At 75.5% G+C, this 23,418-nt stretch carries 16 protein-coding genes and 1 riboswitch; of the genes, 10 read left to right on the top strand and 6 right to left on the bottom strand.

Annotated features, from left to right (window positions below; all coding sequences use genetic code 11):
- Positions 1-15: 15 nt before the first annotated feature.
- The 3 genes from ABD954_RS26605 to ABD954_RS26595 form a co-directional block, all read right to left on the bottom strand.
- Complete coding sequence (locus ABD954_RS26605; protein ID WP_345489657.1) at positions 16-3,993, bottom strand: hypothetical protein; 3,978 nt, start codon at positions 3,991-3,993, stop codon at positions 16-18.
- A gap of 287 nt (positions 3,994-4,280) precedes the next feature.
- The gene (locus tag ABD954_RS26600; RefSeq protein WP_382745669.1) at positions 4,281-5,663 is read right to left on the bottom strand and encodes a hypothetical protein; all 1,383 of its coding nucleotides are present in this window, start codon (positions 5,661-5,663) and stop codon (positions 4,281-4,283) included.
- 244 nt (positions 5,664-5,907) lie between these two features.
- Positions 5,908-7,035, bottom strand: a complete 1,128-nt coding sequence (locus tag ABD954_RS26595; protein WP_345489653.1) for an alpha/beta hydrolase — start codon at positions 7,033-7,035, stop codon at positions 5,908-5,910.
- 336 nt (positions 7,036-7,371) lie between these two features.
- On the opposite strand from ABD954_RS26595, the gene ABD954_RS26590 reads away from it, so the two are divergent.
- From ABD954_RS26590 to ABD954_RS26560, 7 genes are all read left to right on the top strand, one after another.
- Entirely contained in the window at positions 7,372-8,634 is a 1,263-nt protein-coding gene (locus ABD954_RS26590) for an inorganic phosphate transporter (protein ID WP_345489652.1), read from the top strand.
- A gap of 25 nt (positions 8,635-8,659) precedes the next feature.
- The gene (locus tag ABD954_RS26585) at positions 8,660-8,881 is read left to right on the top strand and encodes a hypothetical protein (protein WP_345489651.1); all 222 of its coding nucleotides are present in this window, start codon (positions 8,660-8,662) and stop codon (positions 8,879-8,881) included.
- Between the two features lie 134 nt (positions 8,882-9,015).
- A riboswitch (cobalamin riboswitch) is annotated at positions 9,016-9,137 on the top strand.
- Between the two features lie 31 nt (positions 9,138-9,168).
- Positions 9,169-10,143 (top strand): cobalamin biosynthesis protein, encoded by a 975-nt coding sequence (locus ABD954_RS26580; RefSeq protein WP_345489649.1) that lies wholly within the window; start codon positions 9,169-9,171, stop codon positions 10,141-10,143.
- Positions 10,140-11,648 carry a cobyric acid synthase gene (locus tag ABD954_RS26575; RefSeq protein ID WP_345489647.1) on the top strand — a complete coding sequence of 503 codons (1,509 nt, stop codon included), beginning with the start codon at positions 10,140-10,142 and terminating at the stop codon, positions 11,646-11,648. Before ABD954_RS26580 ends, ABD954_RS26575 begins: the two co-directional genes overlap by 4 nt.
- 175 nt (positions 11,649-11,823) lie before the next feature.
- Entirely contained in the window at positions 11,824-13,911 is a 2,088-nt protein-coding gene (locus tag ABD954_RS26570; RefSeq protein WP_345489645.1) for a putative cobaltochelatase, read from the top strand.
- On the top strand, positions 13,911-14,519 hold the full coding sequence (gene cobO / locus ABD954_RS26565; RefSeq protein ID WP_345489643.1) for a cob(I)yrinic acid a,c-diamide adenosyltransferase: 609 nt from the start codon (positions 13,911-13,913) through the stop codon (positions 14,517-14,519). The genes ABD954_RS26570 and cobO overlap by 1 nt, the downstream gene beginning before the upstream one ends.
- Positions 14,513-15,919, top strand: coding sequence for a cobyrinic acid a,c-diamide synthase CobB (locus tag ABD954_RS26560; RefSeq protein WP_345489641.1), 1,407 nt, complete (start codon positions 14,513-14,515; stop codon positions 15,917-15,919). Before cobO ends, ABD954_RS26560 begins: the two co-directional genes overlap by 7 nt.
- A gap of 2 nt (positions 15,920-15,921) precedes the next feature.
- Here the strand turns inward: ABD954_RS26560 and ABD954_RS26555 are convergent, their stop codons facing one another.
- Complete coding sequence (locus ABD954_RS26555; RefSeq protein ID WP_345489639.1) at positions 15,922-16,650, bottom strand: ZIP family metal transporter; 729 nt, start codon at positions 16,648-16,650, stop codon at positions 15,922-15,924.
- Positions 16,651-16,656: 6 nt separating this feature from the next.
- Here ABD954_RS26555 and cobC point away from each other — a divergent pair, with 6 nt between their 5' ends.
- A complete protein-coding gene (cobC, locus tag ABD954_RS26550) occupies positions 16,657-18,252 on the top strand; it encodes an Rv2231c family histidinol phosphate aminotransferase CobC (RefSeq protein ID WP_345489637.1) in 1,596 nt (531 codons plus the stop codon).
- 160 nt (positions 18,253-18,412) lie between these two features.
- Here the strand turns inward: cobC and ABD954_RS26545 are convergent, their stop codons facing one another.
- Both ABD954_RS26545 and ABD954_RS26540 read right to left on the bottom strand, forming a co-directional pair.
- Entirely contained in the window at positions 18,413-19,402 is a 990-nt protein-coding gene (locus ABD954_RS26545) for an SCO1860 family LAETG-anchored protein (protein ID WP_345489635.1), read from the bottom strand.
- Positions 19,403-19,685: 283 nt separating this feature from the next.
- The gene (locus ABD954_RS26540) at positions 19,686-20,450 is read right to left on the bottom strand and encodes a siderophore-interacting protein (RefSeq protein ID WP_345489633.1); all 765 of its coding nucleotides are present in this window, start codon (positions 20,448-20,450) and stop codon (positions 19,686-19,688) included.
- Positions 20,451-20,533: 83 nt separating this feature from the next.
- Between ABD954_RS26540 and ABD954_RS26535 the strand changes: the two genes are divergently transcribed.
- Together ABD954_RS26535 and ABD954_RS26530 are read left to right on the top strand one after the other, a co-directional pair.
- Entirely contained in the window at positions 20,534-22,846 is a 2,313-nt protein-coding gene (locus ABD954_RS26535; RefSeq protein WP_345489631.1) for a penicillin acylase family protein, read from the top strand.
- A complete protein-coding gene (locus ABD954_RS26530) occupies positions 22,843-23,406 on the top strand; it encodes a GNAT family N-acetyltransferase (RefSeq protein WP_345489629.1) in 564 nt (187 codons plus the stop codon). Before ABD954_RS26535 ends, ABD954_RS26530 begins: the two co-directional genes overlap by 4 nt.
- The last annotated feature ends 12 nt before the right edge of the window (positions 23,407-23,418 follow it).

Raw genomic sequence — 23,418 nt, 5'->3', positions numbered from 1 at the left:
GTCCACCGGTCGGGATCAGCCGGCGTAGTAGCCGTTCAGATCGGCGATCACCTGCGTCGACCCCGAGTGGTTGACGAAGCTGACCCGGCCGTCCACGACGGGCACGACGACCAGGTTGGAGATGGTCTCACCCTTGGTGAAGTTGAGGTTCGAGACCCCCGGCAGCGGTCGCCCGTGCGGGTGGACGCGCAGGAAGCCGCCGCTGGTGGGGCCGGTGACGGTCACGTTCAGGACGACCGCCTTGACGTCCCCGGCGGGGACGCCGTGCACACCTCCGACCTGGATGCTGACGACCCCGCCGGGCCCGACCTCACCGGCCCGCGCCCCGAGACCGGCGCGGGTGTCGAGCAGCCGGGTCGGCACGGTGGAGGTGAAGGGCGTTCCGGTGCCGGAGAAGTAGCCGGTCACGTCCGCGAGCAGGTCGACCGTGCCCGCGCTGTTGCGCAGGACGACCGTGCCGTTCACCACCGGGACGACCACGAGGTTGGGCAGCGTCCGGCCGGCCGTGTAGTTGATGTTCGACACGGCGGGCAGGGGGCGGCCGTCGGGGTGGACGGTGATGAAGCCGGTGCCGGTCGGGGCGACGGCGGTGACGTTCATGACGACCGCCGTCACACCGGTGGCCGGGACGCCGTGCACCCCGGCGACCTTCAGCTTCACCGTGCCGCCGGCACCCACCCGCGCCTTCGGCGCGCCGAGACCCGCACGCGTGTCCAGGAACCGCGTCGGCTCGACGGACGTCATCGCGGACCCCCGGTCCGGCGCCGTCGTGTAATAGCCGGCGACGTCCGCGATCAGGTCCACGGCTCCCGAGCTGTTGTACAGGTTCACCGAGCCGTTGCGGACGGCCACGGTCACCAGGTTGGAGAGGGTGCGCGGAGCGGTGTAGTTGAGGCTGGACGCCGCCGGCCTGGGCTCGCCGTCGGGGTAGGCGGTGACGAAGCCGGTGCCGGTCGGGGCGACGGCGGTGACGTTCATGACGACCGCCGTCACACCGGTGGCCGGGACGCCGTGCACCCCGGCGACCTTCAGCTTCACCGTCCCACCGGCTCCCACCCGCGCCCTGGGCGCACCGAGACCCGACCGGGTGTCCAGGAACCGCGTCGGCTCGAACGGTACGAGCCGGCCGGGGGTGGCCGTGGCCGGGGCGGTGACGGTGTACGCCTGGCGCAGCTGGGTGGAGCCGTCGACCACCAGGTCGTAGGTGCCCGGGGGCAGGTCACGCGCGCCCAGCAGCACCGTGAGGGCGGTTCCGTCGGCGTTGACCGACACGGTCGGGTTCATCGGGGAGTCGTTGGACGCGCTGTCGTTGCGCAGCGAGATCTCGGTGCCGAGCGTCAGGCCCCTGCCGTACAGCACCACCTGGCCGGCCGTGCCGGCGGGACCGCTGGTGCTGCTCAGCCGGGTCACCTCGGCCGGCTGCGGCCAGGGGGAGCAGCCCTGGTCGCAGACGCCCTGCAGCGAGTACTCCAGCGGGGCGACCGCGGTGCCCGGGCGCAGCAGGAAGACGTAACGGCCGGCGGACGCGTGCGCGGTGGTGAGGCAGCGGAAGCGGAACTGTCCGTAGGTGCCGCTGCACTGGTACGAGTAGTCGGTGGTGCCGTCGAAGGAGGTGTCGGTGAGCAGGGTCGTCCAGGCCGTCTCGGTGCCGGTGGCGCTGTCCGTGCCGACCACCTCGAACGCCTGGTTCGGCTTCATGTCGATGACCGCGCAGTAGGCCGTCCGTCCGGCCTCGGTGAAGGTGCCGCTGCGCAGCGGGAATCCGGCCGGGGACAGCGTGTCGGCCGTGCACTGCGGGGCCCAGCCGGCCGAGGTGGCCATCCGCCAGGTGTCCAGGCGGACCGGGATCGCGGTGCCGTTGTAGCCGGAGGCCAGGGCGAAGACGACGTACGAGGTGGAGCCGGTGACCCGGCAGGTGGCGCCGGGGTTCAGGCACCGGATCGTGCCCTTGGCGTCGGTGACGCCCAGCATCGCGCCGGTCTTCCACGCGGCGCCGGGGGTCCGCACGGAGAACAGCATCTTGTCGGTGGCCGCCGCGGTGACGCGCAGGCAGGTGCTGTCCAGGGCGGAGGTGAACGTGTCGCCGGTCGACGCCCCGCCGACGGTCAGCGACGCGGGGGCCGCGCACGTGGCCGTCGCCGAGACGTCCCGCCGGACCAGGCGGTAGGTGTCGGGCGTGTAGCCGCGCGCCGACAGCAGCGCCGTGTACGGGGTGCCGCTGGTGAAGGCGCACACCGCGGTGGAGGTGGCCCCGGTGCCGCAGACCTTGTTGCCGGCGCTGTCGTGGACGAGCACCGAGGCGTTGGCCTGGTTGCTGTCGTTGGCGTAGTCGAGCATCTCGGCGGTGGAGTGCGCGGCGGCCGGGACCGACAGGCAGGCGGTGCGCTGCCCCTGCGGGTCGGTCCTCACCTCGGCGCCCCAGGTGGCGCCGAACGCGGACTGTGCCCACGGGGTGCAGCCCGCGGCCTCGCCGGTGCGCTGGACGACGAGCCGGTAGGTGCCGCTCGCGGGGCCCGAGAGGACGGCGTGGAAGGGGGCGGCGCCGGTCAGCTTGCAGACCGTCGGGGCGTTCTCGTTGGCGCACTGGGGCACGCCCTCGGCGTCGAACACCTTCACGTCCGGGTGAGCGTCGTCGGAGGTGGCCCGGTCGACGAGGTAGAGCCCGCGGCCGGAGGCTGTGGGCAGGCTGCGGCACAGGCTCTGTCCGGCGCCGGTGAAGGTCCCGGTCGCGGGCCCGGAGGCGAAGCCGTCGTCGCGGGTCGCGGTGCACCCCTCCGTGCCGCTGGTGGCGTGGAAGCGGATGCCGTACGGGCCGGTGCCGGTGTTCGCCCCGTCCCGCGCCCAGGTGTAGTCGCCGGTCGCGAGTTCGCAGGGCTTGTCAGGGGCGGCGGCGCAGACGGGCGTGCCATCGGCCTTGAAGAGGCGGCCGGTGACGCCCTCGCCGACCGGGGCGTGGACGTACGGTCCGGCGGCCGGGACGTGCAGGAGACGGCAGCGGGCGGTGGAGGTGGCGTCCGGCACCGTGCCGTAGGTCTGGGGCTCGACGGCGGGGCAGCCGGCCGGGCGGGAGAGTCGGGCGAAGGACAGCGCGTAGTCGTGGGCCCGGCCCGCGTCCTCGTTCACCAGGACGCGGTAGGGCGCGGTGCCCGTGAGGGCGCAGTCGAGGTCGCCGGAGGCGCGGGAGTGGGTCGTGCACACCTCGGCGCCGGTGGCGTCGTGGACGGAGACGAGGACCCAGTACGGGGAGACGTGGGCGCGCAGGACGTCGCCGGCGGCCAGGGGCAGGGCATAGCAGTGGCCGGCCGCGCCGGCGGCGAGGGAGCCGGTGAACTCCTCGGGCGCACCGAGCGTGGTGCTCGACTCGGCGACGGCGGTGCAGGCCGGGGTGCCGAGCAGCCCGGTCCAGGACACGGAGAACCCGCCGCCGTAGCCCCAGGCGTCACGGACGCGCAAGGTGTGGGCGCCCTCGGCGACGGTCGGACAGCGCAGTTCGCCATATCCGCCGTCGAGGCGTTCGCAGGCGACGGCGCTGCCGCCGGGGGCGGTGAGCGTGGCCTCCAGCGTCTGCCCGCGGGCGGCGATGAGCTGCACGTACAGGACGTCGGGCGAGCGGCCGGCGTCGAGCGTGAACTCCGTCGAGGCTCCCGCCGGGAGGTCGGCGCAGGTGTGGACGGTGTCCGGTGCGAGGGCGCCGGCACAGGTGTCGGTCTCGGCGGCGGCGGTGAGCGCCGCGATCTCGCGGGCCGCCTCGGCGGACGGGGACGCGGGGCCCTGCTTCTTCGCGGGGGCCTGCGGGGCCCGGGGCGCGCCTTGCGGTGCCGCGGGCGAGGCGGTGGTGGCCGCCGCGGGTGCGGTGACGGCGGCGGCCGTGGCGGCGCCGCCGATCAGGGAGGCGAGGACGGTGAGGACCAGGGCGACAAGCGCGAGCGGCGTACGGCCGCGGCTGTCTGCTCTCCTGGTCCGCCGCCGTCTGCCCGTGGGCAGAGGTGACATGCGGATTCCCCCCAAGGAATGCGTGGGCCCTGCCCCTGTGGGCGGCACAGGGAGGCTCAGGGCGACGGCATTCTATTCGGGAGTCGATCACTCGTTCCCGCGAGTTTCGCGGAGGTGAGCCCTGCGGACCGGGCAGGGCGGCCCGCAGGGGGCGGACCCGCGGCCGCCGGTTCACCGGGCGGGCCCGCGGGCGGAGGCACCCGGGATGGGCCCGCGGGCGGGGGCACCGGGGCGGACCCGCGCCGGTGACGCCCCGGCGCTCAGGCCCCGCCCGTGACGCCCCGGGCTCAGGACCCGCCCGTGTGCACCTGGAAGGCCGCCCTGCGGACCGCCTTCGCCAGGGCGGGGTCGGGGTGGGCGGCCGCGAGGGCGACCAGGACCTGGACGGTGCGGGGGTGGCCGACGGCCCGGACCTCGTCGAGCAGGGCGGGGACGGTGCCCTGGACGGCGGAGTCGAGGTGCCGCACGAGCAGGGCGCTCTCGCCGTGGTCGGCGACGGCCGCCGCGGTGTCCACCCAGAGCCAGGTGGCCTCCTCGCGGGTGAGCACCTCGGGTGCCTCGTCCGGGTCGGCTCCCTCGTACTCGGCGAGCCACAGCAGGGCGTAGGGGCGCAGCGAGGGTTCCGCGAGGGCGGCCCTGACCTCGGGCTCGGCCGGGGCGCCGACCACGCGCAGGGCCTCGAAGGCGAGGCCGCGCAGCAGGGCGTCCTCGCCGCGGGCGACGGCGATCAGCTCGGCCACGGCACCGGCGAGGGTGCGGGCGGCGAGCCAGGCGCGGTACTCGTCGCGGGCCGGGCCCGGGCTGAGCCGGGCGCAGCCGCGGAGCATGTCCTCGGCGGACTGCTCGATGTTGCCGGCCGGACTCTGCGCGGCGACGCAGATCTGCTCCAGCTTGACCCACACCGCCCAGTTGCCGAGCGGGGTGAGGGTGGCATGGCTGCCGTCGGGGCCCTCGCCGAGCGTGAGGGCGCCGACGGCGGCGAGGCCCTCCAGGGCCCAGTCGAGCAGGGCGGGCAGGCCCTCGGCCGCGGGCGGCGGCTCGACCGCGGCGCCGGGGGCCGGCACCTCGCAGCGCTCCTCGCGGAGTTCGTCGACGCGCTGGCGCAGCAGGTCGAGGAGGCCGGACACGGCGACGGGCCCGGCGGAGAGCTGGAGCAGGGAGAGGACCTGGGGCACGGCCTCGACGACCTCGGCGACGGCGCCGGGGGCCACGTCCTCGGGGGCGGGGTGGGCCAGCGACCAGGCGTCGAAGAGGGCGACCCAGCCGCGCAGGACGGCGGAGTCGTCCCGGTCCCAGGCCTGCAGCCGCCAGCCGGGCCGGGCGGTGTCACCGTGCAGCTCGACGAGCCCGGCGAGCCGGGCCCGGTCCCAGCCGGCCCTGACCTGACCGGGGGTCAGGCCCAGCGCGGCGGCGGCCCGTTCCCCGTCCGGGGGAGCCGTCTCGGCCTGCCGCTCGACGGCGGCCCACCGGGCGATCCGCACGGCGTCGGCCAGCACGGCCCTCGCCTGCCGGGCCAGCTCCGCCCTGGGTGGCGTCCCCTCGGGCGGCCGGGGCGCCGGGCGGGTGCGCCGGTTCGTCACGGCCCTTCGCGCGGTGGCGAGGGACCGCGGACGGACGAGTCGGAGTCTGGAGTTGCGCGCCAATGGTTCATCGGGCTTTCGAGACGTCACGGGGGCAGTCTTCCCGCTGACGGCCCGAAAGCCCAATCGGAATCCGCAACGCCGCGGCGGCGCCCCCGCCTTCCGCCGCCCGGGCCCGGGCAGCGCCGGGCGGCGGCCCGGCCGGGGTCCTCCTCCGAGCGGCGTCCGGCGCGTCCGGGGCGGGCCCGCCCGCGCCCGGTCCGGCCGCCCGGACCGGGCCGGGGCGGGGAACCGGAGAGGGGCCGCACGGCACGGCGGGCCGCCGGGAGCGGCCTCAGACCAGGGGCGTCAGGAAGCGCCGCAGGGCCTCCTCGTAGCGCACCGGGTCCGCGTTCCACATGGCCGCGTGGGGGGCCTCGGGGACGGTGGCGAGGGTGACGAGGTCGGGGCGGAGCCGGGCCAGGCGGCGGCTCGCGTCCCAGGGGGCGATGGTGTCGTCGGGGCCGTGGAGGAGCAGGGTCGGCACGCGCAGGGCGTGGGGGTCGGCGGCCTCCTGGAGGCGGTCGCCGCGAAGGCCGGTCCTGCCCTGGGCGGCGCGCACGGCGAGCGGGAGGAGGAGGCCGGGGACGCGGCGGGCCGAGGCCAGGTTGCGCAGGGTGGCCTCCCAGTCGAGGACCGGGGAGTCGAGGACCAGGCCGCGGATCCGGTCGCGCACCCCGGAGCTCGCGGCGGCGTGCAGGGCCATGGCCGCGCCGGTGCCCCAGCCGTGCAGGACGACGTTCGCGGCGCCGCGGCGGACGGCGTAGCGGACGGCGGCGTCGACGTCGCGCCATTCGGAGTCGCCGAGGTGGCCGAGCCCGTCGGGCGCGGCCGGCGCGCCCGGGTCGCCCCGGTAGGCGGGGACGAGGACGGGGATCTGCCGGCGGTGGAAGAAGGGGAGCAGGTTGAGCGGGTGCTCCCGGGTGGTGCCGAGGCCGTGCAGGGCGATCACCCAGGTGGAGCGGGGGCCGGGCACGACCCAGGCGGGCAGGGTGCCGAGCTCGCCGGGGATCTCGGCCTCCTCGTAGGGCAGGCCGAGGGCGGTCCCGGGGGTGCCGCAGTGCAGCTGCGGGGTGAGGCGGAGCCGGTCGCCGGGGGCGAGGGCGCCGAGCTCGACCCGTTCGAGCCGGCGCACCACCGTGTCGGCGGTGTGCGGGACCCGGTCGAGGACGGGGCCGACGACGGCGTGCACGCCCCGGGCCTCGATGCCGTACGTGCCCGGCCGCAGCGACGCGAGGCTGCGGGTGAGGGTGATCCGGCCGGGCCCCGTGACGTGCACGGTGAGTCTGGGGTCGCCGGGGAGGGGGCGTCCGGACGGCACCCCGAGGGCGGCGTCGCTGGCGTACCGGCCGACCGCCACCGCGGCCGCGCCGAGACCGATCACTGTGGTGACGGCCGCTGCCGTCGCTGTAGCCGGGCGCACGCTCCCAGTGTCCGCAGCGGGGCCCCGCGCTGCCACCGGGCGGCTCTTTCGAGTGACCTGGATCACTCGCGGGGGTCCTCCGTGGGGCTGAAGCGGTCCACTGGGCGATACGGGGCGGGAGCGGCGGCAGGGGCCGCCGGGGGCTGGATGCCGCCACCGCACGGATTACCCGGGGTCGCAGGGCGACCGCATCGTGGACAGGGGTGCCCCCGAGCCGCTAAACGGAATCCGCCGACCCCGGTTCGGGACACCGTGCTGCCGGGCCCAGTTCACCTTCCGTTCACTCAGGTTGCCTACGTTCGACGAGCCACTGACGTCAAACGATTGCCTGGGTAAATGGAACACATCACGCTGCTGCTCGCGATTGTGGTCGTGACAGCTCTCGTGTTCGATTTCACGAACGGTTTCCACGACACCGCCAACGCGATGGCGACGACCATCTCGACCGGCGCACTCAAGCCCAAGACGGCGGTGGCCATGTCCGCCGTGCTGAACCTGGTCGGCGCGTTCCTCTCGGTGGAGGTCGCCAACACGATCTCCAAGGGTCTGGTCGACGAATCAGGCATCCAGCCCGAAGTGATCCTCGCCGCGCTCGTCGGCGCGATCCTGTGGAACCTGCTGACCTGGCTGGTCGGACTGCCCTCCAGCTCCTCCCACGCCCTGATGGGCGGCCTCATCGGCGCGACCGTCGCCTCGATCGGCCTCAGCGGCGTCAACGGCGGCGTCGTCGTCACCAAGGTGCTCCTCCCCGCGCTCGCCGCCCCGCTGGTCGCCGGCCTGGCCGCGATGTTCGCCGCCCGGCTGACGTACCGCCTCGACCGCAACGCGGACGCCAAGACCACCGCGAAGGGCTACCGGGCCGGCCAGATCGCCTCCGCCGGTCTCGTCTCCCTCGCCCACGGCACCAACGACGCGCAGAAGACCATGGGCATCATCACCCTCGCCCTGGTCGCCGGCGGCACCCTCGCGCCCGGCTCCAACCCGCCGGTCTGGGTCATCGTCTCCGCCGGTGTGGCGATCGCGCTGGGCACCTACCTCGGCGGCTGGCGCATCATCCGCACCATGGGCAAGGGCCTGACCGACCTCCAGCCGCAGCAGGGCTTCGCCGCCCAGACCAGCGCGGCCACGGTCATCCTGGCCTCCTCGAACCTGGGCTTCTCCCTCTCCACCACCCACTCCTGCTCCGGCGCCGTCATGGGCGCGGGCCTGGGCCGCAAGGGCGGCGTGGTGCGCTGGTCGACGGCCACCCGGATGTTCGTCGCCTGGGGCCTGACCCTGCCGGCCGCCGGCCTGGTCGGCGCGGGCGCCGAGTACGTCGCCCGCCAGGGCGACTGGGGCGTCTACACGGTCGCGGGCTTCCTGGTCGCCTCCTGCCTCGCGATCTGGCTGGTCTCCCGCCGCCAGGTGGTCGACCACACCAACGTCAACGAGGTCGAGACCGAGGCCGAGCCCGCGGGCGTCGTCACCACCGCCATCGCGGCGGTCACCCCGCCGCCGGCCGGCTCCGTCGCCGCCGTCACGGACGAGGACCTGAAGGCCACCATCCCCGCGCCCGGCACGGCGGACCCGACCGCTCCCCCGGCCCCGGCCGCGGTCTGAGCAAGAGGAACAGGAAAGCAACCGCATGAAGATCGACTGGGCAGCTCTCGGCTCCGTCTTCGGAGTCAGCCTCGTGGCGACCGTCGCCCTCGTGGGCCTGTTCACGCTCGGCATCGTCGGCCTCTCCAAGCAGGAGCAGGCCACGGCGAACGGCGGCTCCGCCGCCCTGGCCCGCACCGGCGCCTACGCCTGCTTCGCGCTGTGCGCGGCGGCCGTGGCGTACGGCATCTATCTGATCGTCGCCTGACCCGGCGACCGTGACGGCCGGGCGGCCCGCACCATCGGTGCGGGCCGCCCGGCCGCTCGTGTCTGTGGTGCTTCGCACAGTGACCCGGCGCAGGTCAAGGGCGAGTTGACGGCCGTTCGCGGGGCGTGGTGGACTGCCGAGGCCATTACGGCGGCAAAGGAGAGGAAGCCCGGTGCGATTCCGGCGCGGTCCCGCCACTGTGACCGGCCCCGAGGGGCCGGGAGTCAGGAACTCTCGCCGCCGTCACGTCGACCCAGGGCGCGGACCCTGAGTGAGGACACAGCGCCATGCCCGGCCGCGGCCCCAGAGTTCCCGGCACCACCCGTGTCTACGCCTACGGAGCGGCCGTCGGCCTCGCCGTCGATCTGCTCCTCGGCGACCCCCGCCGCGGCCACCCCGTCGCCGCCTTCGGCCGGGCGGCGGCCGCGGTCGAGAAGCGCCTCCACGGCGACCACCGGGGCCGGGGCGCCCTGCACACCGCCGTCTGCGTCGGCACCACCGTGGCCCTCGGCGCCCTCGCCGCCCGTACGGTACGGGGCAGCCGCGCCGCCTCCGTCGCCCTGACCGCCGCCTCCGTGTGGGCCGTCGTCGGCGGTACGACACTGGGCCGCGAGGCCCGCGCGATCGGCGGGGCGCTCGCGGCCGGCGACCTTGAGGTGGCGCGCGAGCGGCTGCCCCACCTGTGCGGCCGTGACCCCCAGTCCCTGGACGGGCCCGCGATGGCCCGCGCGGTCGTCGAGTCGGTCGCCGAGAACACCTCGGACGCCGTCGTGGGCGCCCTCTTCTGGGGCGCGGTCGCGGGCGTGCCCGGCCTGCTGGGCTTCCGGGCGGTCAACACCCTCGACGCGATGGTCGGTCACAAGTCCCCCCGCTACCGGCGCTTCGGCTGGGCCTCGGCCCGCCTCGACGACCTCGCCGGCTGGCCCGGCGCCCGGCTCACCGCCGTACTCGCCACCCTGGCGGGCGGAAACCCCCGGGGCGCGCTGCGCGCCTGGCGGGCCGACGCCGGGAAGCACCCGAGCCCCAACGCGGGCCCGGTGGAGGCGTCCTTCGCGGGAGCGCTCGGCGTACGGCTCGGCGGGACCCTCTCGTACGGCGGACGGGTCGAGCACCGGCCCGTGCTGGGCGGGGAGGGGCGGGCCGTCGAGGTGGCCGACATCGACCGGGCGGTCCGGCTGTCCCGCCGGGTGACCTGGCTGACCCTGGCCGCCTGTGCGGGCGGCCGGATCCTGACGAACGCGGTGAAGCGGAGGTACGCATGAGGGGCGGGGGGCTGCTCGTCGCCGGGACCACGTCCGACGCGGGCAAGAGCGTCGTCACGGCCGGCATCTGCCGGTGGCTGGTCCGGCAGGGCATCAAGGTGGCGCCGTTCAAGGGGCAGAACATGTCCCTGAACTCCTTCGTGACGAGGGAGGGCGCGGAGATCGGGCGGGCGCAGGCCATGCAGGCGCAGGCCGCCCGCGTCGAGCCGACCGCCCTGATGAACCCGGTGCTGCTCAAGCCCGGCAGCGACCGCTCCAGCCAGGTCGTGCTCATGGGGAAGCCGGTCGGCGAGCTGAGTGCCCGCGGCTACCACGGCGGCCGGCAGAAGGAGCTGTTCGAGCCCGTCCTCGCGTGCCTGGAGGAGCTGCGGCACACGTACGACGCGGTGATCTGCGAGGGCGCGGGCAGCCCGGCCGAGATCAACCTGCGGCGCACCGACATCGTCAACATGGGCATCGCCCGGGCCGCGCGGCTGCCCGTCGTGGTCGTCGGCGACATCGACCGGGGCGGGGTCTTCGCCCAGTTCTTCGGGACGACGGCCCTCCTCGCGCCGGAGGACCAGGCGCTGGTCGCCGGGTATCTGGTGAACAAGTTCCGGGGCGACGTCACGCTGCTCGAACCGGGCCTCGACATGCTGTACGACCTCACCGGACGCCGCACCCTCGGTGTCCTGCCGTACGCGCACGGGCTCGGCATCGACGAGGAGGACGGCCTGCGCGTCTCGCTGCGGGGCGCGGTGCGCGAGTCCGTGGTGGCGCCGCCGCTCGGCGCGGACGTGCTGCGGGTCGCCGTGTGCGCCGTGCCGCTGATGTCCAACTTCACCGACGTGGACGCGCTCGCCGCCGAACCGGGGGTCGTGGTGCGGTTCGTCGACCGGCCCGAGGAGCTGGTCGACGCCGACCTGGTCGTCGTGCCCGGCACCCGGGGCACCGTGAAGGCGCTGGCCTGGCTGCGCGAACGCGGCCTCGCGGACGCGCTGGCCCGCCGGGCCGCCGAGGGCCGTCCCGTGCTCGGCGTCTGCGGCGGCTTCCAGGCGCTCGGCGAGCGCATCGACGACGAGGTCGAGTCGAAGGCGGGCACGGTCGACGGGCTCGGCCTGCTGCCCGTACGCGTGCGGTTCGCGCCCGAGAAGACGCTGGCCCGGCCGGTCGGCGAGGCGCTCGGCGAGCGCGTCGAGGGCTACGAGATCCACCACGGCGTCGCCGACGTCGTGGGCGGCGAGCCGTTCCTCGACGGCTGCCGCGTCGGCGCGGTGTGGGGCACCCACTGGCACGGCTCCCTGGAGAGCGACGGCTTCCGCCGGGCGTTCCTGCGCGAGGTCGCCGCCGCCGCGGGGCGCCGCTTCGTCCCGGCCCCCGACACCTCCTTCGGCGCCCTGCGCGAGGAACAGCTCGACCGCCTCGGCGACCTGATCGAGGAGCACGCCGACACCGGAGCGCTGATGCGGCTGATCGAGAAGGGCGCGCCGGAGGGGCTGCCGTTCGTGCCGCCCGGGGCGCCGTGAGGGCCGCCGGCACGGCCGTCCCCGCCGGTGCGGGCGACCGGCCGGAACTCCGCCCGTGGCCGGGCTGACGGCGAGGCCGTCCCCGCGTCCGCGGGGAGCACCGCACCACGACGGCCCGGCAGGGCCGCACAGACACTTCCGATCGCAGCAGTTCCCTCGAAAGGGGTATCGGCTCATGGCCTCCGTTCCCTATCCGTTCACCGCCGTCGTCGGCATGGACGACATGCGGCTGAGCCTGCTGCTCAACGCCGTCTCGCCGAACATCGGCGGCGTGCTCGTGCGGGGTGAGAAGGGCACGGCCAAGTCGACGATCGTGCGGGGCCTGACGGCCCTCCTGCCCGCCATGGGCGTCGTCGCGGACTGCCGCTTCTCGTGCGCCCCGGAGGCGCCCGATCCGGAGTGCCCCGACGGGCCGCACGAGCCCGCGCCGGGCGTCTCGCGCCCGACACGCCTGGTCGAACTGCCCGTCGGCGCCTCCGAGGACCGTCTCGTCGGCGCCCTCGACATCGAGAAGGCGCTCGCCGAGGGCGTGAAGGCGTTCGAGCCGGGCCTGCTCGCGCAGGCGCACCGGGGCATCCTGTACGTCGACGAGGTCAACCTGCTGCACGACCACCTCGTCGACCTCCTCCTGGACGCCGCCGCCATGGGCGCCTCCCACGTCGAGCGCGAAGGCGTCTCCGTACGGCACGCGGCCCGCTTCCTGCTGGTCGGCACCATGAACCCGGAGGAGGGCGAGCTGCGGCCGCAGCTGCTCGACCGGTTCGGTCTGACCGTGGAGGTGGCCGCCTCCCGCGAGCCGGAGCAGCGGGTGGAGGTGGTGCGGCGCCGGCTCGCGTTCGAGGACGACCCGGCCGCCTTCGCCGCCCGCTGGGCCGGCGAGGAGGCGGCGCTGCGCGAACGGATCGTCGCCGCGCGGGAGTTGCTGCCGCGGGTGGTGCTCGGGGACGCGGCGCTGCTGCAGATCGCGGCGACCTGCGCCGCGTTCGAGGTGGACGGCATGCGCGCCGACATCGTGATGGCGCGGACCGCGACCGCGCTCGCCGCGTGGGCCGGGCGCACCGAGGTGACCTCGGAGGACGTGCGGCAGGCGGCCCTGCTGGCCCTGCCCCACCGTCGTCGGCGCTCGCCCTTCGACGCTCCGGGCCTGGACGAGGACAAGCTCGACGAGACGCTGGAGCGGTTCAAGGGCGAGGAGCCGGACGAGGACCCGGAGCCGGACGGCCCGGGTGGCGGAGGGCCCGACGGCGGTGGCGGTGGCGGGATCCCGCCGCAGGGCGAGGGGCCGGCGGACGGGAGCGACGGTGCGGGGCGCGAGGAGTCCTCGCTGCCCGAGCAGTCCCCGGCGTCCGAGGAGGCTGCGGCGTCCGAGGAGGCTCCGGCGTCCGCGCCGCGGGGTGGCGGCCCGGGGGCCGGTGAGCGCGCCGCGGTCGCGGCCGGTGAGCCGTTCCGTACGAAGATGCTGAGCGTTCCCGGCCTCGGCGAGGGCGCCGCCGGACGCCGCTCGCGGGCCAGGACCGCGCACGGCAGGACGACGGGCTCCACCCGGCCCCGGGGCGCGCTGACCAAGCTGCATCTGGCGGCGACGGTCCAGGCCGCCGCCCCGCATCAGAAGGCGCGCGGCCGGTCCGGGCCGGGTCTCGTGGTGCGCCGGGACGACCTGCGGCAGGCGACCCGGGAGGGCCGGGAGGGCAATCTGGTCCTGTTCGTCGTGGACGCCTCGGGTTCGATGGCGGCGCGGCAGCGGATGAGCGCGGTCAAGGGGGCGGTGCTCTCGCTGCTGCTCGACGCGTACCAGCGGCGCGACAAGGTCGGTCTGGTCACCTTCCGCGGCCGGGACGCGGAGGTCGCGCTGCCGCCGACCTCGTCCGTGGACGCGGCCGCCGCCCGCCTGGAGAAGCTGCCGACGGGCGGGCGGACCCCGCTGTCGGCGGGCCTGCTGAGGGCCCATGAGGTGCTGCGCGTGGAGCGGCTGCGGGATCCCTCGCGGCGCCCGCTGCTCGTGGTGGTGACCGACGGGCGGGCGACCGGTGGCGCCGGGGATCCGGTGGCGCTCGCGGCGCGTGCCGCGCGGCTGCACGCCGCCGAGGGCACGGCCGCGGTGGTCGTGGACTGCGAGTCGGGGCCGGTGCGGCTCGGACTCGCCGGGAACCTGGCCCGTGATCTGGGCGGGACGGCCGTGACGCTGGACGAGCTGCGCGCCGACTCGATCGCCGGGCTCGTCAGGAACGTACAAGGCAACAGCTCTACGAGGAGGGCCGCATAGTGCCGCAGGGACAGCCGACCGTCGTTCCGGACGACGGACTGACCACCCGCCAGCGTCGTAACCGGGCGCTGGTGATGGTGCACACGGGCGTCGGGAAGGGGAAGTCGACGGCCGCCTTCGGCATGGCGCTGCGCGCCTGGAACCAGGGCTGGCCGATCGGGGTGTTCCAGTTCGTCAAGTCCGCCAAGTGGCGGGTCGGCGAGGAGAACGCGCTCAAGGCGCTCGGTGAGACGGGCAAGGGCGGCACGGTCGTCTGGAACAAGATGGGCGAGGGCTGGTCCTGGATCCAGCGCGAGGTCGCCGAGGGCGAGCAGACGCACGAGGACAAGGCGCGCGAGGGCTGGGAGCAGGTCAAGCGGGACCTCGCCGAGGAGCGGTACAAGTTCTACGTCCTCGACGAGTTCGCGTACCTGCTGCACTGGGGGTGGATCGACACCGCCGAGGTGGTGGAGGTGCTGAGGAACCGTCCGGGGCAGCAGCACGTCGTCATCACCGGCCGCAACGCCCCTCAGGAGCTGATGGACTTCGCGGACCTGGTGACCGACATGTCGAAGGTGAAGCACCCGATGGACGCGGGTCAGAAGGGCCAGCGGGGCATCGAGTGGTAGCACGTCTCGTCATCGCCGCGCCGTCCTCCGGTGCGGGCAAGACCACGGTCGCGACGGGCCTGATGGCCGCGTTCGCGGGCCGTGGTCTGGCGGTCTCCCCGCACAAGGTGGGTCCGGACTACATCGACCCGGGCTATCACGCGCTGGCGACGGGCCGGCCGGGCCGCAACCTGGACGCGTACATGTGCGGTACGGAGCTGGTCGCGCCGCTGTTCGCGCACGGGGCGCGGGGCTGTGACCTGGCGGTCGTCGAGGGTGTGATGGGCCTGTACGACGGCGCCGCCGGCCAGGGGGAGCTGGCTTCCACCGCGCAGGTGGCGAAGCTGCTGCGGGCGCCGGTGGTGCTGGTCGTGGACGCCTCGTCGCAGTCGCGTTCGGTGGCGGCGCTGGTGCACGGCTTCGCCTCGTGGGACCCGCAGGTGCGGCTCGGCGGGGTGATCCTCAACAAGGTCGCCACCGACCGGCACGAGGCGCTGTTGCGGGAGGCCCTGGAGGAGTCGGGCGTGCCGGTCCTGGGCGTGCTGCGGCGGGCGCCGGCCGTGGCGACGCCGTCGCGGCACCTGGGTCTGGTGCCGGTGGCGGAGCGGCAGGCGCAGGCGGTCGAGGCGGTGGCGGCGCAGGCGGAGCAGGTGCGGGCCGGGTGCGACCTGGACGCGCTGCTGGCGCTCGCGCGGAGCGCGCCGGAGCTGTCCGGCGCGCCGTGGTCGGCCGTCGACGCGGTGCGGACGCCGGAGCCGTCCGGCGCGCCGCGGCCGGCCGCCGGGGAGGTGCCGACGCCGGTCCGGGGGGCGCCGCGGATCGCCGTCGCCGGGGGCGCGGCGTTCACGTTCTCGTACGCCGAGCACGCGGAGCTGCTGTCGGCGGCCGGGGCGGAGGTCGTCACCTTCGATCCGCTGCGGGACGAGGCCCTGCCCGAGGGGACGAGCGGCCTCGTCATCGGGGGCGGTTTCCCCGAGGTGTACGGGGAGGAGCTGTCGGCCAACGAGCCGCTGCGCGAGGCCGTGGCGGGGCTCGCCGCGGCGGGGGCGCCGGTCGCGGCGGAGTGTGCGGGGCTGCTGTATCTCGCGCGGTCGCTGGACGGGCGGCCGATGTGCGGGGTGCTGGACGCGGACGCGCGGATGTCGGAGCGGCTGACGCTGGGCTACCGGGACGCGGTGGCGGTGAGCGACAGCGTGCTGGCGGCGTCCGGGACGCGGATGCGGGGGCACGAGTTCCACCGGACGGTGATCGAGCCGGGTGCGGGCGAGCGGGCGGCCTGGGGGCTGCGGCAGCCGGAGCGCCGGGTGGAGGGCTTCGTGCGGGGCGGGGTGCACGCGAGTTATGTGCACACGCACTGGGCGGGGGCCCCGCGGGCTGCGGTGCGGTTCGTGGCGCACTGCGCGGGCGGGCCGGTCGCGTGAGCTCAGCCGCCGGACAGGCCCACCACGAGCCAGATGAAGGCCACGCCCGCCACCGTGCACAGCAGGGTGGTGCGGGCGGGGTGTTCGTGGTGGGCCTCGGGGAGGATCTCGGCGGCCGCGAGGTAGAGCAGGGCGCCGCCGAAGAAGCCGAGATAGCAGCCGAGCAGTTCCTCCGGAAGGGTGAACAGCAAGGTGGAGGCGGCGCCGGCGATCGGGGCGAGCGCGTCGGCGACGAGCATGGCGACGGCCCTGCGGCGGGCGTTCCCGTACAGGCTGGTGATCGTGTACGTGTTGAAGCCGTCGGCGAAGTCGTGGGTGATGACGGCGAGGGCGACGGTGGCGCCCATGCCGCCGCCGACCTGGAAGGCGGCGCCGAGGGCGATGCCGTCCATGAGGCTGTGCAGCACCATGGCCGCGGCGGCGGTGAGTCCGACCTGCGGCACCCTGTCTCCGGCCTCCGCCCCGTGCGCGGCCTGGCGGACGGCGAGCAGGCGTTCCACCACATGGGCGAAGAGGAAGCCGCCGGCGAAGAGCAGCAGGGCCTCGGGGACGCCGAAGACGGGGGTGTGCGCGGCCTCCAGGGCCTCGGGCAGCAGGTCGAGTCCGACGACGCCGAGCATGAGGCCGCCGGCGAGGCCGAGGACCAGGTGGCGGCGGTCGGTGACGCGCTGGGCCGTCCAGCCGCCGAACAGCGTCATGAGGAACGCGCCGAGCGCGACGACTACAGCCATGGGGCTTTGCTATCGGATCGAGGCGCCCGCGCGCACCTCGGCTCGGCGGTGGTGGTCGGGGTCGGCGCCCGGTCGGGGGTCGCGGCCCGGGAGGTGCTCGGTCTGGTCGGGGCGGCCCTGCGGGAGGCGGGGCTGACCGGCGGGGACGTGGCGGCCCTGGCGACGCTGGACGTGCGCGCGGCGGAGCCGGGGATCGTCGCGGCGGCGGAGCGGCTCGGGGTGCCGGTGCGGGCCTTCGGGAGCGAGGAGCTGGCGGGGGTGGCCGTGCCGCACCCCTCGGCCGCCGCGCTGGCGGCGACGGGCACGGGTTCGGTGGCGGAGGCGGCGGCGCTGCGGGGGGCGGGGCCGGGGGCGGAGCTGGTGGTGCCGAAGCGGAAGACGCGGCACGCCACTTGCGCTATCGCCCGTTCCGTACCGTTTTGCCCGAACGAAGTTGCGTACGCCACACGGTTGTTGCCCTCGACCCACGGGTACATCGCTGGCAAGCTCGCCTCTCCCCCCACGTGCACCATCCCCATCCCCACCCCCCACACGACGGCGGCCATGGACATTCCTACATCTGCTGACGCGCACGATCTGAGACACCACGGCGACGCCGAGGTGCGGGACGAGAAGCTGATCGACCTCGCGGTCAACGTGCGGACGAACACGCCGCCGGAGTGGCTGCGGGCCCGCATCGCCGATTCGCTCACCGGCCTGGCGGCCTATCCGGACGGCCGGGCGGCGCGGGCGGCCGTGGCCGAGCGGCACGACCTGCCGGCCCGGCGGGTGCTGCTCACGGCGGGTGCGGCGGAGGCGTTCGTGCTGCTGGCGCGGGCGCTTCCGGCGCGGCGGCCGGTGGTGGTGCATCCGCAGTTCACCGAGCCGGAGGCCGCGCTGCGGGACGCCGGTCACGAGGTGGAGCGGGTGCTGCTGCGCGAGGAGGACGGCTTCCGGCTGGATCCGGCGGCGGTTCCCGAGGACGCGGATCTGGTGGTGATCGGCAATCCGACGAACCCGACGTCGGTGCTGCATCCGGCCGCCCGGATCGCCTCCCTGGCCCGTCCGGGGCGGACGCTGGTGGTCGACGAGGCGTTCATGGACGCGGTCCCCGGTGAGCGGGAGTCGCTGGCCTCGCGGACGGACGTGCCGGGTCTGGTGGTCCTGCGCAGCCTGACGAAGACCTGGGGTCTCGCGGGGCTGCGGATCGGCTACGTGCTGGCCGAGCCGGAGACGGTGGAGGCGCTGGAGCGCGTACAGCCGCTGTGGCCGGTGTCGACTCCGGCGCTGGTGGCGGCGGAGGCGTGCATGTCGCGGACGGCGCTCGCCGAGGCGGAGGAGGCGGCGCACCGGATCGGGGTGGAGCGGGCGCATCTGCTGGCGGGGCTCGCGGAGTTCGACGAGGTGCGGGCGGTCACGGCGGCGGAGGGTCCGTTCGTGCTGGTCCGCATCGAGGGCGCGGACGCGGTACGGGACCGGCTGAGGGCGCTCGGCTTCGCGGCCCGGCGCGGCGACACCTTCCCCGGGCTCGACCGGAACTGGCTGCGGCTCGCGGTGCGGGACCGGGTGACGACGAACCGCTTCCTCCAGGCCCTGGACCAGGCGCTGTTGCTGCTGGGCTGAGCCGGGCACGGACACGCACGCTGTGCCGGGCCGGGCAGGACACGCACGCTGTGCCGGACCGGGCAGCACACGCACGCCGCGCCGGGCCGGGCAGGACACGCGCGGGGGTGGTGCCGGGCCGGCACCACCCCCTTCGCCCCCTTCTTCCCCCTCGGGCCGGTCAGCCGCGGGCGCGTGCCCGGCCGCGGGCCAGGACGAGCGCGCCGCCGCCCACGCCGAGCAGCAGGACCGCGCCGCCGGCGAGGTACGGGGTCAGCGAGCTGCCGCCGGTCTCGGCGAGGTTCTGGGTGGGGGTGCTGCCGCCGTTCTGGGTCTGCACGCCGGTGTCACGGCTGGGCTGGGCGGACGGCTCCTTCGTGGGCGGCTCGGAGGGCTGCTGCGAGGGGCGCTCGCTCGGGCGGGTGCCGGCCGGGGTGACGCAGGTGGCCTCGGCGAGGGTGACCTTGCCCTTGACCTCGGCGACGTTGAGTTCGAGCGGGTTGACCGCCACGGTCAGTTCGAGAGCCGTGGCGGCGGCGGTGCGGGAGGTGGTGGAGGTGCGGGAGAGGTCGAGGACGACCTCTCCGACACCGGGGACGGCCACCTTGGTCCGGCCGCCGGTGGACAGGGTGGTGGTCTTGCCGAGGACGGTGACGTGGCCGAGGAGGTTGGACGCGGCGACGGGGCGCTTGCCGGCCTCGCAGACCGCCTCGGAGGTGACCTTCTCCAGCTCGATCAGCGACAGCAGCGGCAGGCCGGGGACGTGGACGCGGGCCTTGACGAGGTTGACGTGCCCCTTGGCCGTGTCGCCCTCGACGGTCGCCTCGGCGGTGGCGACGTCCGCCTTCAGGATGTCGACGGGCTGCCCGCCCTCGGCCCCCCGCACCTTCACGCTGAGCGCGGTCTTCTCGGCGCTGGCGGGGGCCTCGACCTCGTTGAGGGAGGCGCGCACCGGCACGCTGACGGCCTTGTTCAGGAGGTCGACGTCGAGGCCGGTGCGCAGCACGACGGCGGTGGCGCGGCCTTCGCCGCCCTTGCCTCCGCCGTTCCCGGTGCCGCCCGTGGCGTGGGCGGCCGGGGCCGCGAGGACCAGGGGTCCGACGGCGAGCGCGGCGACGGTGGCCGCGGCGGCGGTGCGGCGTGCGGGCAGGCGGAAGGTGTTGCTGTTCACAGTGGTGGAACCCCCACGGGAGACATGGCGTCGCCGGCCGCTCGCCACGGGGACTGTGGGTCGGTGCGGCGTCGGCGACTCGAGACACCGGAATCTTTACGCACTGTGGGTGAACTGGCGGCCACCTGGCGTGACTTCACTCCAAAGGGTGGTTTCCGTGTTCGTATTCGATTCTTTCGGCACAGGCGTTCCCGCCTGCCCCGTGCGTCACGGGTGCGGAGGCTCCCGGGCGCGCACGCGGCAGGAGTGGGAACGACGCGGGCCGGGCGGGAGTAACGGTTCGTCAACCGGCGGCACGGCTCGCCGCGCCGTCCCGGGCGGGCCGCCAGTAGCCGAGCGCGTGCACGCGGTCCTTGGGGAGGGCGAGTTCCTTGCGGACGTACGCGGCGAGGGTGCGGGTGGTGGCGGTGTCGCAGGCGATCCAGACGTACGGGTCGGGGCTCGCGGCCACGAGCGCGGGCAGCTCCTGCCGGACCCGGGCGACCAGGGCCGCGCCGGCGTCCCGGCGGGGCACCCGGCGGACCTCGTGCAGCTCGCCGTCCAGGCGCAGCGGCAGCTGCGCGTCGGAGGCGTGGGCGGTCTCGAACCAGAGGGTGGCGGGAGTGCCGGGGAAGGCGTCGAGCAGGGAGTTGACCGCGGGCAACGAGGCGGCGTCGCCGACGAGGAGGAGACGGCCGGGCGCCGGGTCGGGCGCGGTGAAGCCGGTGCCCTGGAGGGTGGCGTCGAGGGTGTCGCCGGGGGCGCAGGTGCGCGCCCAGCGGCTGGCGACGCCGTCGTGGAGGGCGAACTCCAGGGCGAAGGTGCCGGTCCCGGGGTCCGGGTCGACGAGGGTGTAGGCGCGCTGGTGCGGCTTGCCGTCGTGGTCGAACCAGAGGCGCACCCACATGGTGGGGTGGACGTCGGCGGCGGCGAGCAGTCCGCCGTCGGTGAACCGCACCCGGCGGTAGTGCTCGGTGACCTGCTCCGCCCCCGTCACCGTGAACGTGAAGTCCCTGCCGCGCAGCAGCTTGAGGACGACGCCCTCCCAGCCGTGGCCCGTACGACCCACCCTGCTCTCCTCCCCCTGGGGTCCTGTAGATTAATTTAGGCCAGCCTAACCTAAGAACAACGAGCGGATCGGGGTCGTACGCAGTGAGCATCGAGGTCTTCCGGGACGCCTTCGGCGTCCCGCATCTGCGCGCCGCCGACGGCCTCGAACTGGCCCGCGCCCAGGGCCTCGTGACCGCCCGGGACCGCGCCTGGCAGCTGGAGGTCGAGCGGCACCGGGCGCAGGGCACGACGGCCGCCTTCCTCGGGGCGGCGGAGACCGGCTGGGACACCTTCGCCCGGCAGGCCAGGCTGGCCGACACCGCGCGCCGCTGCCACGACCGGCTCGACCCGGAGACGGCGGCGTGGGTGCGGGCGTACGCGGACGGGGTCAACGAGGGCCTGGCCGACGGGGCCCGGCGGGCGCCCGAGTTCGCCGCGACCGGTCTGGAGCCGGGCCGCTGGGAGCCGTGGACGCCGCTCGCGGTGTGGCTGTCCACCCACATCCTCTTCGCCGGCTTCCCCACCAAGCTGTGGCGGGACCGGGTCGCGCGGACGCTCGGCGAGGAGTGGACGGAGCTCTTCGCCACGGACGGGCCCGGCACGGCCGGCTCCAACGGCTGGATCGTCTCCGGCGCGCGGACCGCGAGCGGCGCGGCGATCGTCGCGGGCGACCCGCACCGCTTCATCGAGGCGCCCGGCGTCTACCAGCAGATCCGCCTGTCCTGCCCCGAGTACGACGTCGTCGGCCTCGCGGTCCCCGGCGTGCCCGGCCTCGCCCACTTCGGCCACACCGGCCGGGTCGCCTGGGCCATCACCAACGCGATGGCCGACTACCAGGACCTCTACCGCGAACGCCTCCGCCGCCTGCCCGACGGCCGGGTCGAGGCCCTCGGCCCGGACGGCTGGGAACCGGCCGCCGCGCACACGGAGACGGTCCACGTGAAGGAGCGGACCGCTCCGGTCGCGATCGAGGTGATCGAGACCGCCCGCGGGCCCGTGATCATCGGCGCGGAGGCCCCGGCGACCGGCGACCGGGGCGGCGCCCCGGACGGCGAGGGGCGCGGGGACGTCGACGGGGGCCGCCTCCCGGACGGCAACGGGCGCGGCGAGGGGCCTGGCGACGACGACGGGCCCGGCGACGGGCGCGGGGACGCTTCGGGGGCCGTGGGCACCGGGGCGGACGCACCGCCGGCCGCCGGCGCCGTCGGGGACACCGAGGGCGTCCAGGGCATCGAGGGCGCCGAGGGCTTCCAGGGCGTCGAATGGGAGGCCGTCAGCCTGCGCTGTCCGCCCCGGGTCACCGGCGAGCTCGGCTTCTCCGTGCTGCCGGCGCTGCTGCGGGCCCGCCGCGTCGACGACGTGGACCGGGCGCTCGACCGCTGGGTCGAGCCGGTGAACGTCGTGCAGGCGGCCGATGTCGACGGCGGCCTGCTGCACCGGGTCGCCGGACACGTGCCCGTACGCGACCGGTCCAACCAGCTGCGGGTCGTACCGGCGTGGGAGCCGGACCACGCGTGGCAGCCGGGGGGCAGCGAGATGCCCCGGGCCGAGGTGGACGGCTACGCCGTGATGGCCAACGCGCGCGGGATCGCCGCGCCGCTGGGCGTCGAGTTCGCGCCGCCGCACCGGGCCCGGCGGATCGCCGCGCTGCTCGACGCCTCCGCGTCCTGGACGCCGGCCGCGACGGCCGCCGTCCACACCGACACCGACAACCCCTCCGCCCGCCCGCTGCTCGACGCGGTGCGCAGGACCGAGGACGGCGGCCTCTCCCCCGCCGGCCGCGCGGTGCGCGAGCGGCTGCTCGGCTGGGACCGGCGGATGGCGGCCGACAGCACCGACGCCGGGCTCTACGCGGCGGTGCGCGGGGCCGTCGTCCGGCGCCTCGCCGGGCACGAGGTCTTCGCGGAGCTGCGCGAACCGGCCCCGTACCCCGCCCTGTTCCTGCCCTGGCTCGCGCTCGGCCCCCGGGTCGCGTTCGCCCTGGAGACGCTGCTCGTCTCCGGTCCCGTGCCGCCCGAGGACGTGGCGCGGATCGTCCGGGAGGCGCTGGAGGAGACCGGTGCGGAGGTCGCGGCCGGCCGCACCCCGCCCGCGTGGGGCGTGACCCACCGGCTGGCGCCCTGGCAGGCCCTCCCGGACGAGGACGACGCGCAGTGGCCGGGGCTCGCGGGCGACCACGACTGCGTGCTGTCGACCTCCAGCGTGCCCGGGTTCACCGACCGCAGCGCCCGCGCCTCGGCCGCCCGCTACGTCTGGGACCTCGCCGACCGCGACCGCAGCCTGTGGGTCGTGCCGTTCGGCGCCTCCGGGGTGGCCGGCGACCCGCACCACCGCGATCAGCTCCCCCTGTGGCTGCGGGGCGAGCTCGCCCCCGTCACCACCGACTGGAACCACCTCACCAAGGAATCCGCATGAGCAGAACCGAGCACGTCCAGACCGTCGAGGGCTTCGGCACCGTCCGGATCGACCGCGTCGACCCCGAGCGCGACGCGCCGCTCCTCCACGCGTGGGTGAACGAGGAGCGCGCCCGCTTCTGGGGCATGCACGGCACCACCGTCGAGCAGGTGCGGGAGATCTACGCGCACCTCGACTCGCTCACCACCCACCACGGATTCCTGGTGCACCGCGACGACGTGCCGGTCGCGCTCTTCCAGACGTACGACCCCGAGGCCGACCGGGTCTCGGAGTGCTACGAGGTGCGGCCGGGTGACATCGGCGTGCACCTGTTCGTCGGGCCGTCGGTCGCGCCGGAGCGGGGCTTCACCGAGGGCCTGCTGACGGCCCTGATCGACTTCGCGCTGACCGGCCGCAGCCGGATCGTGGGCGAGCCGGACGCCGCCAACGAGAAGGCCATCGCCCGGCTCGTGCGGGCCGGCTTCGAGCTGGGCCCGGAGGTCGTGCTGCCGGAGGTGGACCTGCCGGAGGTCTTCATCCCGGAGAAGAAGGCGCGTCTGGCCTTCTTCACCCGGTCCTGACCCGCGCCGCGG

The sequence above is a fragment of the Streptomyces roseoviridis genome, assembly GCF_039535235.1.
GTDB lineage: Bacteria > Actinomycetota > Actinomycetes > Streptomycetales > Streptomycetaceae > Streptomyces > Streptomyces roseoviridis.
This window is presented reverse-complemented; position numbering and strand designations above follow the sequence as displayed.

Excerpts from the sequence above, each read along its gene's own strand:
- ABD954_RS26575 (WP_345489647.1), top strand. The coding sequence starts at position 10,140 with ATGAGGGGCGGGGGGCTGCTCGTCGCCGGGACCACGTCCGACGCGGGC.
- ABD954_RS26530 (WP_345489629.1), top strand. The coding sequence starts at position 22,843 with ATGAGCAGAACCGAGCACGTCCAGACCGTCGAGGGCTTCGGCACCGTC.
- ABD954_RS26555 (WP_345489639.1), bottom strand. The coding sequence starts at position 16,650 with ATGGCTGTAGTCGTCGCGCTCGGCGCGTTCCTCATGACGCTGTTCGGC.
- ABD954_RS26580 (WP_345489649.1), top strand. The coding sequence starts at position 9,169 with ATGCCCGGCCGCGGCCCCAGAGTTCCCGGCACCACCCGTGTCTACGCC.
- ABD954_RS26590 (WP_345489652.1), top strand. The coding sequence starts at position 7,372 with ATGGAACACATCACGCTGCTGCTCGCGATTGTGGTCGTGACAGCTCTC.
- ABD954_RS26570 (WP_345489645.1), top strand. The coding sequence starts at position 11,824 with ATGGCCTCCGTTCCCTATCCGTTCACCGCCGTCGTCGGCATGGACGAC.
- ABD954_RS26605 (WP_345489657.1), bottom strand. The coding sequence starts at position 3,993 with ATGTCACCTCTGCCCACGGGCAGACGGCGGCGGACCAGGAGAGCAGAC.
- ABD954_RS26585 (WP_345489651.1), top strand. The coding sequence starts at position 8,660 with ATGAAGATCGACTGGGCAGCTCTCGGCTCCGTCTTCGGAGTCAGCCTC.